The sequence below is a fragment of the Komagataeibacter diospyri genome (genome assembly GCF_043995075.1).
Lineage (GTDB): Bacteria > Pseudomonadota > Alphaproteobacteria > Acetobacterales > Acetobacteraceae > Komagataeibacter > Komagataeibacter diospyri.
On sequence record NZ_CP171836.1, the window covers coordinates 1,184,490 to 1,200,218 of the forward strand.

Annotated in this window: 12 protein-coding genes; 7 read left to right on the top strand and 5 right to left on the bottom strand. The window is 62.8% G+C overall.

Features of this window, described 5'->3' with window-relative positions; translation table 11 throughout:
* Positions 1-45: 45 nt before the first annotated feature.
* Positions 46-1,041, top strand: a complete 996-nt coding sequence (gene trpS / locus ACE2AA_RS05465) for a tryptophan--tRNA ligase (RefSeq protein ID WP_141300135.1) — start codon at positions 46-48, stop codon at positions 1,039-1,041.
* Positions 1,042-1,058: 17 nt separating this feature from the next.
* Positions 1,059-1,478 (top strand): secondary thiamine-phosphate synthase enzyme YjbQ, encoded by a 420-nt coding sequence (locus tag ACE2AA_RS05470; protein ID WP_395371597.1) that lies wholly within the window; start codon positions 1,059-1,061, stop codon positions 1,476-1,478.
* A 261-nt stretch (positions 1,479-1,739) separates the two neighbouring features.
* Here the strand turns inward: ACE2AA_RS05470 and fghA are convergent, their stop codons facing one another.
* Positions 1,740-2,594 carry an S-formylglutathione hydrolase gene (gene fghA / locus ACE2AA_RS05475; protein WP_395371599.1) on the bottom strand — a complete coding sequence of 285 codons (855 nt, stop codon included), beginning with the start codon at positions 2,592-2,594 and terminating at the stop codon, positions 1,740-1,742.
* A gap of 3 nt (positions 2,595-2,597) precedes the next feature.
* Positions 2,598-3,713 (bottom strand): S-(hydroxymethyl)glutathione dehydrogenase/class III alcohol dehydrogenase, encoded by a 1,116-nt coding sequence (locus ACE2AA_RS05480; RefSeq protein ID WP_141260238.1) that lies wholly within the window; start codon positions 3,711-3,713, stop codon positions 2,598-2,600.
* A 244-nt stretch (positions 3,714-3,957) separates the two neighbouring features.
* Between ACE2AA_RS05480 and ACE2AA_RS05485 the strand changes: the two genes are divergently transcribed.
* The 3 genes from ACE2AA_RS05485 to ACE2AA_RS05495 all read left to right on the top strand — a co-directional run bounded on the left by ACE2AA_RS05485 (position 3,958) and on the right by ACE2AA_RS05495 (position 6,448).
* A complete protein-coding gene (locus ACE2AA_RS05485) occupies positions 3,958-4,833 on the top strand; it encodes a bestrophin family protein (protein ID WP_162851923.1) in 876 nt (291 codons plus the stop codon).
* An 83-nt stretch (positions 4,834-4,916) separates the two neighbouring features.
* Positions 4,917-5,513: a CarD family transcriptional regulator gene (locus ACE2AA_RS05490; RefSeq protein ID WP_026018640.1), complete on the top strand. Its 597-nt coding sequence runs from the start codon at positions 4,917-4,919 to the stop codon at positions 5,511-5,513.
* A 183-nt stretch (positions 5,514-5,696) separates the two neighbouring features.
* A protein-coding gene (locus ACE2AA_RS05495; RefSeq protein WP_395372138.1) for an IS5 family transposase occupies positions 5,697-6,448 on the top strand; the annotation gives its coding sequence in 2 pieces (ribosomal slippage) (positions 5,697-6,027 and positions 6,027-6,448; 753 coding nt in all).
* 44 nt (positions 6,449-6,492) lie between these two features.
* On the opposite strand, the gene ACE2AA_RS05500 is transcribed toward ACE2AA_RS05495, so the two are convergent.
* From ACE2AA_RS05500 to ACE2AA_RS05510, 3 genes are read right to left on the bottom strand one after another with little or no spacing between them, the layout of a single operon-like run.
* On the bottom strand, positions 6,493-7,686 hold the full coding sequence (locus ACE2AA_RS05500) for an MFS transporter (protein ID WP_227002379.1): 1,194 nt from the start codon (positions 7,684-7,686) through the stop codon (positions 6,493-6,495).
* A 48-nt stretch (positions 7,687-7,734) separates the two neighbouring features.
* Positions 7,735-11,937, bottom strand: coding sequence for a translocation/assembly module TamB domain-containing protein (locus ACE2AA_RS05505; protein WP_395371602.1), 4,203 nt, complete (start codon positions 11,935-11,937; stop codon positions 7,735-7,737).
* Positions 11,937-13,895: an autotransporter assembly complex family protein gene (locus ACE2AA_RS05510; RefSeq protein ID WP_395372139.1), complete on the bottom strand. Its 1,959-nt coding sequence runs from the start codon at positions 13,893-13,895 to the stop codon at positions 11,937-11,939. The genes ACE2AA_RS05505 and ACE2AA_RS05510 overlap by 1 nt, the downstream gene beginning before the upstream one ends.
* Positions 13,896-14,182: 287 nt before the next feature.
* On the opposite strand from ACE2AA_RS05510, the gene ACE2AA_RS05515 reads away from it, so the two are divergent.
* Positions 14,183-14,308, top strand: coding sequence for a hypothetical protein (locus ACE2AA_RS05515; RefSeq protein WP_264371838.1), 126 nt, complete (start codon positions 14,183-14,185; stop codon positions 14,306-14,308).
* A gap of 3 nt (positions 14,309-14,311) precedes the next feature.
* Positions 14,312-15,721 carry a tRNA (N6-isopentenyl adenosine(37)-C2)-methylthiotransferase MiaB gene (gene miaB / locus ACE2AA_RS05520; RefSeq protein WP_395371604.1) on the top strand — a complete coding sequence of 470 codons (1,410 nt, stop codon included), beginning with the start codon at positions 14,312-14,314 and terminating at the stop codon, positions 15,719-15,721.
* The last annotated feature ends 8 nt before the right edge of the window (positions 15,722-15,729 follow it).

The following is a 15,729-nucleotide window of genomic DNA, read 5'->3' on the forward strand; positions in this document are numbered from 1 at the left end:
CCCGGCACCTTGACCTGCACGGGCAAAAAAACGGAAAATACCTTCATGCAACGCCTATTTTCCGGCATCCAGCCGACCGGTATCCCGCAGCTTGGCAATTACCTTGGTGCAATACGCAACTGGGTTGCGCTGCAGCGTGATCATGAATGTATCTTCTGCCTGGTGGACATGCACGCCATCACCACATGGCAGGACCCTGCGGTGCTGCGCCAGCAGACCCTGGCGCAGACAGCGGTCCTGCTGGCGTCGGGCGTCGATGTACAGAAACATATCCTGTTCAACCAGTCCGCCGTCAGCGCCCATGCGCGGCTGGGATGGATTTTCAACTGTGTCGCGCGTATCGGCTGGCTCAACCGCATGACGCAGTTCAAGGACAAGGCCGGCAAGGACCGTGAAAAGCATTCCGCCGGCCTGTATGTCTATCCTGACCTCATGGCCGCCGACATCATGGCGTACAAAGCCACGGTCGTGCCGGTGGGTGATGACCAGAAGCAGCATCTTGAACTGACCAACGACATTGCCCAGAAATTCAACCATGATTACGGGACCGAATTTTTCCCGCAGGTCGAGGCCCTGATCCCGCCGCAGGGTGCGCGCGTCATGAGCCTGCGTGACGGCACCAAGAAAATGTCCAAATCCGATCCCTCCGCCCAGAGCCGGATCGAGATGACGGATGATGCTGACGCCATTGCCAACAAGATCAAGCGCGCCAAGACCGATTCCGAACCCCTGCCGTCCGAGGAAGCAGGTCTTGAAAACCGGCCCGAGGCCCGCAACCTTGTCACCATCTACGCCACGCTGTCCGGCCGGACGGTCGCCGACGTGCTGACGCAGTTTGGCGGTCAGGGTTTCGGTCCATTCAAGACCGCGCTGAGTGACGTGGTGGTAGCCGCGATCGACCCCATTGCGACGGAAACCGGACGCCTGCTGAAGGAACCCGGCTTTTTGTGTGACACGCTGCGCGATGGTGCGGACCGGGCGCGCGCCATTGCCGAGCCGATTGTATCGGAAGCAGAATCCCTGATCGGCTTCCTGAAGTAGGCACGACAGGTGGTACCATGCGGCAGGAACTGCACAGCCTGCAAATTATGACCCGGGGCAAGGGACTGGTTCCGATCGACCGGCCGGTTCTGGACTGGGTGGAGCAGAGCGGGATCGAAACCGGCCTGCTGACGCTATGGTGCCGCCATACCTCCGCATCGCTGGTGGTGCAAGAAAATGCTGACCCTACGGTGCGCACGGATATCGAACGGTATTTCGAAACCCTCGTGCCCGAACAGCCGGGACGTTACATCCATGATGATGAAGGGCCGGACGACATGCCAGCCCATTTGCGCGCCATGCTGACCAATACCCAGCTTTCCATCCCCGTGGCGGATGGACGGCCGGTTCTGGGCATGTGGCAGGGACTGTACCTGTTTGAACACCGTGCACGCCCACACCGGCGGGAAATCGTGCTGCACCTGATTGGTGACTGACGGCACACTGGCAATCATGATGCCCCGTGAACGGCATGAGGGCGATCATTTTCTGCCTGCGACATATTCGGCAAAGGGTGCTTTTTCAGGAAGACGGCGTTTTCTGAAGCTTCCTGAAAAAAGCTTTACCAAAAACTTTTATTGTTTATCAGCACGTTGTTTTCAACATGCGCGGCCATGCCCGACCCGCACGAAAACAGGGCGGCCGGTGCATATACCCATGCACCGGCACACCGGGTCCGCTGCTCCCCGGACAGGGGATCACGCCGCGTTCAGGATGGCAGCGTGATGGTCGATATGATCGGCAATGAACGACTGGACAAACCAGTAGGAATGGTCGTAGCGCGGATGCACGCGCAGGCGTAACCCCTGTCCTGCCGCACCGGCTGCCGCCGCCAGCAGTTCGGGTTTGAGCTGGTCATGCAGGAACTGATCGGCTTCCCCCTGGTCCACCAGAATTTCGGTGGGATGGGTATGCCCCGCTTCCAGCAGCAGGGTCGCATCATGCCGCGCCCATGTGGCGCGATCGGGACCGAGATAGGTGGCGAACGCCTTTTCCCCCCATGGCACGATGGCAGGATGGCAGATCGGGGCAAAAGCCGAAACCGATTTCCATACGTCCGGCGCACGCAAGGCATGGACCAGCGCGCCATGCCCGCCCATGGAATGCCCCATGATGCCACGCCGCGTGCCATCAATAGCAAACACGCCCTGCGTCAGTTCGGGCAGTTCATGGCTGACATAGGTGCCCATGCGATAATGCTGCCGCCATGCGGACGTCGTGGCATCAAGGTAGAAGCCCGCCCCCGTGCCAAGATCATAGGCATCATCCTCCCCCGCAACACCCGCCCCCCGTGGCGAGGTATCGGGAGCTACCAGAGCGATGCCGTGCCGGGCTGCGAAACGCACGGCATTGGACTTGATCAGAAAGGTTTCCTGCGTGCAGGTCAGGCCGGCCAGCACATGGATGACGGGCACGCGTTCACCCGCCAGCGCACGTTCGGGCAGGAACACGCCAAAACGCGCCTCCAGCCCAAGGCTTTCAGACGGATGGCTATAAAACCCGACCCGCCCGCCACAGCTTGCATGTTCCTCAAGCGTCGTGATCGCGCCCATGCGTCAGAACTCGACAACCGTGCGGATGCTTTCACCCTTCGCCATCATATCGAACCCTTCGTTGATGCGCTCCAGCGGCAGCTTGTGGGTGATCAGGCTGTCGATATCGATGCGGTTTTCCATGAACCAGTCCACGATGCGCGGCACGTCAGTGCGTCCGCGCGCGCCACCAAAGGCGGATCCGATCCACCGCCGCCCGGTCACAAGCTGGAACGGCCGCGTGCTGATTTCCTGACCGGCACCCGCGACCCCGATGATGGTGGAAACACCCCACCCACGATGCGCGCATTCCAGCGCCTGCCGCATGAGTGTGGGGTTGCCGACGCATTCAAAGGAATAGTCCACGCCGCCGCCGGTCAGTTCCACAATATGGCCAACCAGATCGCCGTTGGGACCAAGGTCCCTGGGGTTGATGAAATCGGTCATGCCGAATTTGCGGGCAATGGCCTCACGTTCAGGGTTGATGTCAATGCCGATGATCCGTTCGGCGCCCACCATTTTCGCCCCCTGAATGACATTCAGCCCGATCCCGCCCAGGCCGAACACGGCAACCGTACTGCCGGTCTCGACCTTGGCGGTGAACAGCACGGCACCGATTCCGGTGGTTACCCCGCAGCCGATATAGAATACCTTGTCAAACGGGGCATCCGACCGGATCCTGGCCAGCGCGATTTCGGGCAGCACGGTATAGTTGGCGAAAGTGGAACAGCCCATGTAATGATGGATCGGCTGTCCCCTGAATGAAAAGCGCGACGTGCCATCGGGCATCAGCCCCTTGCCCTGTGTCGATCGGATGGCCGTGCACAGGTTGGTCTTGCGCGACAGGCAGGACTTACATTCCCGGCATTCGGGGGTGTAGAGCGGGATGACATGGTCGCCGGGCCTAAGATGTTTCACACCCGCGCCAACTTCCACCACCACACCGGCCCCTTCATGGCCGAGGATGGCGGGAAACAGCCCCTCCGGGTCTGCACCCGACAGGGTGAACTTGTCAGTATGGCACAGCCCGGTGGCCTTGATCTCGACCAGTACCTCACCCGCGCGCGGGCCTTCAAGCTGCACGGTCTCGATTTCAAGTGGTTTGCCTGCCTCGAAAGCAACGGCTGCCCTTACGTCCATGAACCCGGTCTTTCCTTCAATGCGCGGGCGTCCCCATGGGCGCGCCCCTGTTACGTAACGATTAAGGGCATCATCGGCACCGGCGTCAATGTCATGCAGCCATGCGGAACCTGACGATATTTTCAGTGACAAAACATGCCACCCGCCCATGCATGGTCCCGCAACCACGCTCCAATGTGATAAGCGGCAGGGGGGACCCGGTGACGGATCCCCGGATTTTCTCCAGACATACCGGGATGCTTGCATGGTCATTGATCGCAGAATTGGTTTGTGGATCCTGCTTCGCGAAAGCGCGCTGTCACTGGTTTTCCTGTGCGCGTGGGACGTGGTGGTCGTGGTGATGTTCCAGATCTTCCATCAGGAATGGATGGAACAGCCGACCCTGCCCATATCGCTGATCGGCTCGGCGCTGGTGCTGTTCATGAGCTTCCGCAACAACACCGCTTACAACCGCTGGTGGGAAGGGCGCACCCTGTGGGGGGCGGTCACCAACAACAGCCGGTCCTTCGCCCGGCAGGCGGGCACGATCCTGCGCGGGTGCCCCGATCTGGCCCGTGCCATGGCGGCCTATCCCTATGCCCTGCGCGGCGCGCTGGGGCGGCTGGACGCAACGGACGACATCATGCGCCTGCTGCCCGATTCCATGAAACCGGGCATCGCGGGGAAGGTGAACATCCCTGCCGCCATCCTGTTCGAAATCGGGCTGCGGGTGGATGCGGAATCACGCAGGCTGGGCATAGACGGTGCGCTGCAGGGACAGATCGACCGTATCCTGTCGGATATGAGCAACGCGCAGGGCGGCCTGGAGCGTATCCGCAATACACCGCTTGCCATCCAGTTTTCGGTCCTGCCAAAGGTGGTGGCGGTGGTGTTCTGCATCATCCTGCCGCTGTCCATGGTTCAGACGCTGGGATGGATCACGCCACTGGGGTCATCGCTGGTGGGGCTGCTGTTCGTCGCACTGGACAAAATCGGAAACGACCTGCAGGACCCCTTCAGCGCGACACCGCATGGCATGCCGATGCTGGCCATTTCACGCACGATCGAAATCGACCTGATGCAGTCCTGCGGCCTGCCCGCGCCACCACCGCTGACGCCCGTGCGCGGCATACAGGCGTGACGCGCGGCACCTGATGGCCCACCCTGCCCGATGCCATATGAAGGAATCAGGACAGAACGCCAGATTTATGCTATATGCATGGCATGAGCATGTTCAGAACCACCCAGAAGGGCACTGTGACCGATGCAATGGCACGGACGGCCGCAGCTGCCACGGCAGCCGAAGCAAAGTCCAGCAAGGCCGTAAAAGACGAGGATCCATTCCGTGAGGGCGACGCCATCGTCTATGCAGCGCATGGCGTTGGCCGTGTTGACCGGATTGGCGTTGACGAAATCGCGGGCACCAAGCTGGAAATGATCCAGATCTCCTTTCCCGGCAACCAGATGACGCTGCGCATCCCGCTGTCCAAGGCGCGCAAGTCGGGCCTGCGCAAGATCGTATCAAGGGAAATCGTGGACAAGGCGATGGCCATCATCAAGGGTAAGCCGCATGTCAGCCGTGGCATGTGGGCGCGCCGCGCGGTCGCCTATCAGGAAAAGATCAATTCCGGCGATCTGGTGCAGATTGCCGAGGTGCTGCGTGACCTGCGCCGCAACGTGGACAGCCTTGATGGCAGCTTCAGCGAACGCAAGCTGTTCGAGGCGGCACAGGAACGCTTCGTGGCCGAAGTCGCCGTACTGGAAGGCAAGGAACCGACCGAAGTCCTCGAAAAGCTGACCGAGGTCATGAAGGCGGCCTGATTGCTCCGTCTTTTCCCCTGAACCCCCAACCCGATGCCGCCGGCCCCTGTGCCGGCGGTTCTGATTCAGGGAACAAACGTTTTTGGTACAGTTTTTTTTCAAAAAGCTGCAAAGGACGCCGCCTTTTTGGGGGCTGTTGGGAATTGAGTTTTCTAAAGGGCCATGATGTGTTTCAAAGACCATATGGATCGCTTCATACTGACGGATGCCCAATGGGCGAAAATGGAACCGCTGTGCCTTGGCAAGAAGACGGATCAGGGACGCAGCGGGAAGGATAACCGCCTCTTCATCGAGGCGGTCCTGTGGATCGCCCGGACCGGTAGTCCGTGGCGGGACCTGCCGACGTATTTCGGACATTGGAACTCGGTTTATTCGCGCTACAGTGACTGGATGAAAGCCGGTGTTTTCAAACGGCTTTTTGACGCTGTCTCTGACGATGCCGATATGGAATACGCGATGATTGACGGTACGGTGGTCCGGGTTCACCGCCACGGCCAAGGCGCAAAAGGGGGACCCGAAGCCAGGCGATAGGGCGGAGTGTAACGGGGTGGTCAACGAAGATCATCGCCATGACCGACGCCTTGGGTAATCTGGTCCGCTTCACGCTTATCCCCGGCCAGCATTACGATACGGTCGGCGTTGCGCCTCTTCTCGAACCAGCTGATTTTAAAGGAATTCTTGCTGACAAGGCTTTCGATGTCCACTGGATCGTGGACGCCATACGCGCGCAAGGGGCCTGCGTGGCCATCCCCCAGCGCAAAAACCGCCTCGACAGACGCCCGTTCGATGGGGCCCTGTTCAAAGCACGCCATCTCATTGAGAACTTCTTCTGCAAGCTCAAGGAGTTCAAGCGCATCGCCATGCGCAGCGAAAAAACAGACAGATCATTCGAAGCCATGATCTATCTCGTTGGCGCAATCATTAATTCAAGATAATTCCCAACAGGCCCTGAAAAAAAGGCAGAACCCAGAAACTTTCATTATTTATCAATAATCTGGCGGGAATCAGGGGTGCGGATGACAAACATGACGACGCACCCCGCCACCGCCGCCAGCATGGCCATGGCAAAGGGACTGCGTGGCCCTGCCACACCAGCCAGTACACCGGACAGCACCGCGCCTGTCCCTGCTGCGATATCAAAGAAGACATCAAACAGCCCGATTGCCGACCCTGCCGCTGCGGCTGGCGCCTGCCGCAGCACCGGTAGTGCCAGCAGCGGATAGGTCAGCGAAAATCCAAGCCCGGTCAGGAAACTGCCCGCAGCTGCCCATGCCGGTCCCGGCGCCAGCCAGATCAGGGACAGGCCCAATGCCTCCACCAGCATGATCGCGGCCACCATCGGCCTGACATCGTCACGATCCACATGGCGGCTGCCAACCAGACGGGCAATGACATGCCCCGCGCCAAACGCCCCTAGCGCCCAGCCCCCGCCATGCCAGCCACGATCTGCATAAAAAATGACCAGAAAGGACGAAATCGCGGCAAACCCCACCGCCGACAGGCCCAGGGTCAGCCCCCATGCCCATGTATGCCCGATCAGGTATTTCCAACGCATGCCACTGCCCGGATCGCCCGCACGTGGCCGCACGGGTGCGGGCAGCAACAGGGTCAGCCCCATACCCGCCGTCGGCAGGGCGATGGCGACAAGGCACACGCGGCCAAAACCGGCATGGGCCTCGATCACGTCCCCCAGTGCGGTGCCAATGCCCAGACCGGCAAATATGGCCAGCCCGACCCATGACATCGCGGCCCCCGCACGCGCGCTGCCCACCGTCGTCACGGCCCAGACGCCCCCGCCCGTGACCATCAGCCCTTCGCCCAGTCCCATGGCCAGCCGTCCCGCCATGATCATCACCTGCTGCATGCTCAGTGGCAGGACGGGTACCAGCACAAAGCTGTAGGCAAGCGCGGAACAAGCCGTGCATAGCAGGCCACATAGCAGCGTGTTGCGTCCACCAAGCCGGTCCGCCATCCGCCCGGCCCTCGGGCGCGACAGCACGGTGGCGACGGACTGGATGCCCATGATCACACCGATCATGGTAGTCCCGGACGCAAAACGTGACTGGAGTTCCAGCGGCAGGGCCGACATCGCTACCCCCATCGCCAGCATGCCGCTGCCAATGGCCAGCATGATGGGCAGCAGGCCACCACGGGTCGTAACATGAGAATTCATGACGGGACCGTAATGCATTTTCCCCGCACCGAACAGGTCAGCGCGTATTCAGTACTTGAACTGGTACAGCAGCCCGATACTGCTACCCGGATCATTTTCCGGCGTAGTGAAACCGGTCACGTTGCCGCCCGTGCCCACCGTGGTGTTCAGCTTCAGCCGCCTGGTCAGGTCAACCTGCACCTGCGCCTGCGTACCCGAACCCGATGTCGCCTGCTTGGCCCCCACATAGACACGGCGCATAACGTATTTCCCCGCCTCGATCGATCCGGTGTCATTACTGCCCGATCCGTTGGATGAACTGCTCATCTGCAACCGGTCCAGATGCAGCGTCTTGCGCACCATGCCCAGCGGGTCAAAGGCGGAACCACCACTCAGCGTCGCAACGGCGGCCGCGATCGACGCCATCTGCGTGGGCGAAAGCGACTGCGTATCCGACCCGAACAGAAGGATGGCCAGGATCTGGTCCTGCGACAGCGGCGGCGTGGAGGAAAACGAGATTTTCGGCGCGCTGGCATAGCCGCCTACATTCAGCCGGGCCGTGCCGTCATTCGTGCTGCGCTCGGCCACGAAATCCAGCGTAGGGTCGATTGCATGGGTCACACCCACACCATTGAAGCCCACCTGCCCCTTGCTGAAATCAAGCGAGATGCCACCCAGCGAGAACCCGCCCTTGACCAGCGAAAACCCACCCGTCACCACTGGTGCGACAGTGGTACCGCCGGTATGGATGCTACCGTGCATTTCCGTGTTCAGCCCGTGCCCGCGCACATAGAACTGCCCTGGCGATCGCACGTCCAGTCCCAGCCCGATCACCAGCGGGGAGGAATGGACCACCTTTTCCTGCACCGCCGCATCCTCGGGGCGGATCACATCCAGATGCGCGACCGAGGTCGGTAGCGAGTCCGGAATATTGACATCCACGCGCTTGAGCGTGATGCCCCCTGTCGCGTCGATCCTGCTGGCAAGCTGGCCCTTTATGCCCAGATCACCGTTTATGGTCGCGGTCACAAGGTCACTGGCCAGCGGCCGGGCGTTGTCGGCATGGATATGCAGGTCGATCGGCTGACCGGGTTCCAGCACCCCATAACTGCCGGTGACACTGATCGTCCCCTTCCCCGCCTGCGCATTCAGGTCAGCGATGACCAGCCGGTCCCCCATTGCATTGACCGTGCCACGCATTGCGGACAGCTGTATGCCCTGTCCATAATCATGAAATACGCCATTGGTCAGGTTCAGCGTGCCATTCAGACGTGGCTGCTGTGGGGTGCCGCGCACGCCCAAGCCGATCTGCAGCGTGCCACCCGCCTGCATGCCCTGCGCCCCCAGATAGGCATTGGCCACCGCAAGGTCCACATTGCCATCCGCCTGCAGCGTGATCTGGCCCGCCTTGTTGACCGGGGCCGTGCCATGCAGCCCCAGATTCACCTGCGTGCCCGCACGCACCTGCGCATCGACCCGCGCCATGCCCGCTGTCAGGTTGGCCGTGGCCTCCACTGATGCAGGCGCCAGGGAGGACGTATAGTCGGTATGGTATTTCAGATCCTGCCCCTGCACCGTAACCCGGCCGGAGGGACGATCGAGTGTCCCGGTCAGCCGCGCTTCGGCCGACAGCGTTCCCTGCGCATGCAGCGTGGGGACGAAGGGCGCAAGCAGGTCGGGTGACAGGCGGCTGACAACCGCATGCAGGTCCAGCGTGGGCCTGACCCTGCCACTGACCTCCACGCTGCCCGACTGCCCGCGTGGGGGCGTCAGGCTGACCCTCAGGTGGTCAATCGCGGTTTCCTTGCCATAGGTCACGGTGGCCGGGGCATCCAGCCGGATGACCTCGCGCCGGGCCTGTGCTTCCAGCCGGCGTATGTTCACGGAACTTGCGGGAATGTTGGACAGCACCGCTGCGTCAATGGTGGCAGGCCCCGTCCATGGCGTATCCAGCCCCGACTGCGCCACCACGTTCAGCGCGGCAAACGGCCCCTTTGCGGTGACATGCGCATGCCCCCCCATATCGCGGAAATGCGCGTTATCCACCACAAGGTCGAGGTCGGTCACCGGCGCATCCCCCGTCGGATCCTGCACCCTGCCCTTCAGCACCAGACGGTCCACCCGCGCCATGGCGGCACTCAGCGCGCTATCCACGTTCACGCTCATGGCGGCAGGACTGTCCGCAGTGGCACTGGTGCTGTGCAGGCTGGCTGACAGATGGCCGCTTATGTCCTGTCCCGTAAGATCGCGCAGGTCCGCAAGCCGCGTCATGTGCAGGTCCAGCGTGCCCGAAGGCACCACATGCCCCTTGGGCAGCATCATGTCCGCAAGCCCGGTCAGGCTTTTCCAGTTCAGGTGCGAAAGCTGGATATGACGGCTTTCATCGGCATTGCTGTCCAGCCGGGCGGCGATCTGGATGGGCGCGCGGTCCACCGTGCCCGATACATCCAGCGCCCCCTCCCTGACCTGCGGCAGGTGCTGCATGCTCAGGCTGGCCTGCACGTTGCCCGCCGCCGTGTTGCTGGCCGCCATGCTGGCCTGCATCTTCAGGCTGGCGGCAAGGTCATTGACCGGGCCTGTGGCATGCAGGTCCGCCTGCGCCTGCCCTTTCAGCGTGGGGGCCAGCACATGCAGGTCCGACAGGGCAAGATGCGCCGTGGCATCAACCTCCATCGGGTCCCCCGTCACCAGCCGGGCAGGTGTCGCATCAAGGTGCAGGGTCCGCCCTTCCGCCAGTAGCGAGCTAAAGGTGACCGTATTCCCCTTACCCGGCCCGCTGCCGATGGTGCCCGCGATATTCAGGTGTCCCCTGTCCCCGATCAGGCCGACCGCCATGGGCAGGCCGCCATCCAGCACGATATGGCTGTCCAGCGCGAACGGCCCTGCCTGCCGCGCCGTGGGCAGGGTGATGCTGCCATCCAGCCCGGCATGGCCATGCAGCTGCGTGCCGCCCGCCGCCGCCAGCGGGCCAAGGTCCGGCAGGTCGGCATGGAAGGTCGCCGCCATGGGCCGGGCCGTCGTGACCCGTCCGGTCAGCCGCGCCAGCGGATGCGACAGTGTCAGGTCCACCGGCCCCCCTGTTGCATCGGGACGCCACAGCACATCCAGCCGCAGCGGATCAGAAGCAAACAGCGTAGGCTGGCTGCCCGGAATGCGCAGGCCGGTCACGGTGGTATGGAGGGCGGCGTGCTCCTCCTGTCCGCCTGCCTGCGCGCTCAACCCTTCGGCCACCATGTGCAGGGAGGTGAAACCGGCGTCATTATAGGTCAGGCGATCAATATCCAGCGTGCCATTGCCGGTGGGCCGGTCCACCGTGCCCCCCATATGGGCGGCAAGGCTTATGCCCTGCCAGTTTGCGCCGCTGATCGTCACCGGATCGCTTTTGCCCGATACATCCAGCGCCATGTGGTGCGTGACCAGCCCGACCTGACCACCCGCCTGAAGGTGAATGGCCCCGGCCGTGGCGGACAGGGCAAGGCGACTGGCATCACGCGGGCCATGCAGCCCCAGTGACAGGTCCATGGGCGCCAGGGCGGACAGGCCACTCAGGGTGGCGACAAAGCCCTGCGCGTCCTCATGCGCACGCAGGTCCAGCGCGACATTGGCGCGATCCAGCCGCGTGGTCAGCGAAAGCGCCCCGGGCCGGTCCAGCCGCTTCAGGTCCAGCGCGATATCGGCAGGCGGCAGGGTGGCGATGGCAAAATGGTCCAGCACCGGAGCGATGTCATCAAGGCTGGCATGGCCATTGAGGCTGAAGGACGCGGGCACGCGGGCAATGGCTGCGCCCACGTCAATCCGCGCCACATGCACCGCGCGGATATCGACAGCCATGTGGATGCTGCCTGACGTGTCCTTTTCCGGCTTTGACGGATGGGCGGGATCATCCTCGCTCAGTCGGGGAATGGACAGACGCGCCATGGACAGGTTGCCGATCACGGCGCGCCGCGTCAGCAGTCGCAGCGGCGACCAGTCCAGTTGCAGGTCATCAATCGACAGCCACGCGCCTTTATAATCATCCAGTTCCAGATGCCGGACATGCAGCGCATCGGGAAAACGCCCTCCCAGCCCCGACAGGTGCACGCTGCCACCGGTCAACCCCGGCAGGCGCCGTTCGATTTCATGCTGGCCCGCACCGGTATTGGCCGCCACCAGCACCATGCCCAGCGCCGCCACCACCAGTCCCACCGGAATGCCCACAGCAAAGGCGGTCGCGCGCAGGACGCGCCGGGTCGTGCCACGCGGCGGTGTGGAGGGGATGGTCGTCTCAGGCATCAGAACGTTTCCCCCAGCCCCACGTACAGTTCCCACTTGTCACCCCGCGCGGGGCGGTTGATCGGCACGGCCACATCCAGGCGCACCGGGCCGATGGGCGTATAATAGCGTGCTCCGGCACCAGCACCCACGCGCACCGTGCCCTGGAACGGCGTCCGGTCCGCCGTGACCTGACCTGCGTCGATAAAGCCGACAGCGCCGAATTTCTGCATGATGCGCTGACGGTATTCAAACGACCCCGCATCCATGGACGTGCCACCAATGGCATAGCGCGTATTGGCGAACTGTGGCCCCACGCCCTGATAGCGGAAGCCGCGCACCGTGGCGGAGCCACCGGCATACAGCCGCTGGTCAGGCGGGATGGCGAAGGTCGATGCCCCTTCCACATTGCCAATGGTGCCGCGCCACGCCAGCACGCTGCGGCCCGGGCGCGACAGGCCCAGGGCCTTCAGGTCGAAATAGGTCGAGACCGTCGCCTGCATGATCGCGAAGAACGACGTACCGTCCGTCAGCGAAGCCGATGGCGTGATGCTGGCGCCCAGCCGCACCCCGTGGGTTGCAGGAGTGATGGGGTTGTCTACCCCCGTGCCGTCATAATTGGCCGAAAGCGGCAGGGATGCGATGAAATAGCTGTTGTTGGTACGCATCTGCTGGATCTGTTCCTGCTCGATCTGGCCGCCAAAGGACACGTTCCAGTGACGGTTGACGCGGCGGATGATGCCGATACGCGCCAGCAGCGCGGTCTGACGGTAGGAATAGAGTTCCTGTTTGATCCCCTCCAGGCGCGCACTCATGTTCTGGTTGCGCGACCCGAAATCGGGCTTCAGCAGGTCGGCATAGAAGTCATAGCCCAGCCCCTGCTCCGCCGAGCCGCCAAGCCCGGTAATCAGCGCCGTCAGCCTCAGCCTCTCGGCATTGCCGAACAGGTTGTTATGCGTCCATGTCACACCCGCGCGGCCACCAAGGTCGGTGGAATAGCCACCTTCCGCGCCCACGCTGTGGCGCTTGCCCTCACGGAACGCAAAATCAAGTGGCATGGAGCCATCGGGGGCAAGCGTATCGCCATGGTTGACCTGCACATCAGCAAACAGCCCGGTGGCGGCAATGTCCTGCCGGGCGCGTTCAATGCGCGAAGGCTGGTACAGCTCCCCCGGTGCGATGGTCAGCCTGCGCGCGATATAGGCCGGGTGCGTGCGCTGCAGCCCCGCGAAGTCGAACGCCCCCAGATTGACCACCGGCCCGCGATGGACGGTATAAGCGATGTCGAGCGTATGCGTGTCGGGCCGCAGCCAGGCCTGCGGCTTGCTGACACTGGCCAGTGCGTATCCCTCCTCCGTCAGGGCGGTCTGGAGCGTGACGCCGGCGGCCAGCACGTTTTCGGCCTGCGCGGGCATGCCGGGCTTCATGGCGAAGGCCTTTACCTCATCCGCATTCAGCTTGACGGGCGGGTCGCCCCTGTCGGGATTCAGCGTCACGACCCCGATACGGAACTGCACGCCGGGCTGGGCGCTGATGGTGACCTGTGCCCTGTGCCCCTCGGGAATGGACTGCATCCATTCGGGCAGGTCCGGATCGCGCCCGTCATGGCTGCCTGCAACGGGCGCACCGGACTTGCCGCCGGAATCGGCCACGGTAATGGTGATGCCGCCCGCATAAAAACCAAAGCTTTCCAGCGCGCTGATCAGGCGGGAATAATCGTTATGGATACGCCCCGTCAGCGCGAAGGGGCTGATGGCCTGCGTCTTCTGCAGCGACAGCAGGTCCGATGACGCACGCAGCGCGTCATCAAGGTCTGCATTGCCGGTCGGGCGCAGGGTGGTGGTGTATTCCTGCGGGTCGGCCGCCATGGCGGCCGGAACCCATGACCCGAAGACTGTCATGGCTGCAAACAGGCTTACATAACCGGCACTGCGCCGGGCACGCGCATTAAGGCCGCGTGCCAGACGGGAATGACGCAATCCTGTCAAACGGTGCCGCCCCTGTTCCTGTCTTGCGTGTATTCAGTTTCCCACTGTGTGATAACTGCCATTCCCGGCATGCATGATCAAACCGATATTAACGTCGTTGCCTTAATAAGTTCCGAATATGTCATATAGGTGCCCAAAAGACGCGGGTCATGTTGCAAACTGTCTCCACCCCCCCAATCCTTTCTTGACATACCCCCGATTCCAGCGGGCATGATCGACATGGGCAGGAAGGGGTTGCCGCATCCGGCACCCTGCCATGATGCAAACCGGGAGCGTTGATGGGCAGACCATTTGTTCCTTGGCTTATTATCGACGGCAAGGCACTTGACCGCACGCAACTGTACACCGATGTGTTGCGCCCGTTATGCGGGCACCCGCCCGCGATGATGCCCGAGGATACCTGACCTGTGAACAGCCTGTCTCCCCCTTCCGGTGTGGCCCAGCCGCGAACCAGCACATCGTCCACGACAAGGGGGCTTCATGTCATAACATGGGGCTGCCAGATGAACGTGTATGACAGCGAACGGATGTCGGACGTGCTGCGCCCGCTGGGCTATCGCGCCGTGGGGGCACCGGATGATGCGGACATGATCATTCTCAACACCTGTCATATCCGTGACCGCGCGGCCGAAAAGGTTTTTTCCGAACTGGGTCGCCTGCGCAAGGTCAAGGAAGCCCGCGCCGAACGGGGCGAAGGCACGGTGCTGGCCGTGGCGGGATGTGTGGCGCAGGCGGAAGGCGGCGAAATACTGGCCCGCGCGCCGTATGTCGATATCGTACTGGGACCGCAGACCTATCACCGCCTGCCCGAAATGGTTGCCCGCGCGGCCCGTGCGGCGGGCGCGGTGATCGAGACGGATTTCCCCGTCGAGCAGAAATTCGACTTCCTGCCCGCCGACCGCGAAGCCCCGGCCGGGGGGGCTGCCTTCCTGACCATTCAGGAAGGGTGTGACAAATTCTGTTCCTTCTGCGTCGTACCATATACGCGCGGGGCCGAAAGCAGCCGCCCCGCACAGGCCGTGATCGCGGAAGCCCGGCGGCTGGTCGCCGCAGGCGTGCGCGAGATCACCCTGCTGGGCCAGAACGTCAACGCCTACCATGGCGATGGCCCTGATGGGCGCACATGGGGGCTGGCGCGCCTTGCCCGCGTGCTGGCCGATGATGTGGGGGTCGAACGCATCCGCTACACCACGTCGCACCCGCGCGACATGGAAGACGACCTGATTGCCGCCCATCGCGACCTGCCGCAGCTCATGCCGTTCCTGCACCTGCCGGTGCAGTCCGGCTCCGACCGGGTGCTGGCCGCCATGAACCGGGGACACACGGCGGATGAATACCGCGCACTGGCTGGCCGCCTGCGCGACGCACGGCCCGACCTTGCGCTGTCATCCGACTTTATCGTCGGTCACCCCGGCGAGACGGATGCCGACTTTGCCGACACGATGCGCCTGATCAACGATATCGGCTTCGCGCAGGCCTATTCCTTCAAATACTCCTCGCGTCCCGGCACGCCTGCGGCCGGTGCGGCCATGCACGTGCCCGAGGATGTGAAGGATGCCCGCCTGCAGGAACTTCAGGCCATGCTGCGCGTACAGCAGGATGCATTCAATGACGCGACCATCGGCCTGACCGCACCCGTCCTGTTTACCGGACGCGGGCGCAAGCCGGGACAGCTTTCGGGGAAAAGCCCGTGGCTGCAGGCCGTGAACGTGGATGGGCCGGACAGCCTGATCGGACGTATCGCAAACGTGGATATCCGCCACCGTTACACCAACTCGCTCGGCGGTGTCCTGACAGAGGAGACAGACAGGGCTTGAGAGAACAG

Bases quoted from the DNA above. Each gene is read 5' to 3' on its own strand.
- trpS (WP_141300135.1), top strand. From the start codon at position 46: ATGCAACGCCTATTTTCCGGCATCCAGCCGACCGGTATCCCGCAGCTT.
- ACE2AA_RS05470 (WP_395371597.1), top strand. From the start codon at position 1,059: ATGCGGCAGGAACTGCACAGCCTGCAAATTATGACCCGGGGCAAGGGA.
- fghA (WP_395371599.1), bottom strand. From the start codon at position 2,594: ATGGGCGCGATCACGACGCTTGAGGAACATGCAAGCTGTGGCGGGCGG.
- ACE2AA_RS05480 (WP_141260238.1), bottom strand. From the start codon at position 3,713: ATGGACGTAAGGGCAGCCGTTGCTTTCGAGGCAGGCAAACCACTTGAA.
- ACE2AA_RS05485 (WP_162851923.1), top strand. From the start codon at position 3,958: ATGGTCATTGATCGCAGAATTGGTTTGTGGATCCTGCTTCGCGAAAGC.
- ACE2AA_RS05490 (WP_026018640.1), top strand. From the start codon at position 4,917: ATGAGCATGTTCAGAACCACCCAGAAGGGCACTGTGACCGATGCAATG.
- ACE2AA_RS05500 (WP_227002379.1), bottom strand. From the start codon at position 7,686: ATGAATTCTCATGTTACGACCCGTGGTGGCCTGCTGCCCATCATGCTG.
- ACE2AA_RS05505 (WP_395371602.1), bottom strand. From the start codon at position 11,937: ATGCCTGAGACGACCATCCCCTCCACACCGCCGCGTGGCACGACCCGG.
- ACE2AA_RS05515 (WP_264371838.1), top strand. From the start codon at position 14,183: ATGGGCAGACCATTTGTTCCTTGGCTTATTATCGACGGCAAGGCACTT.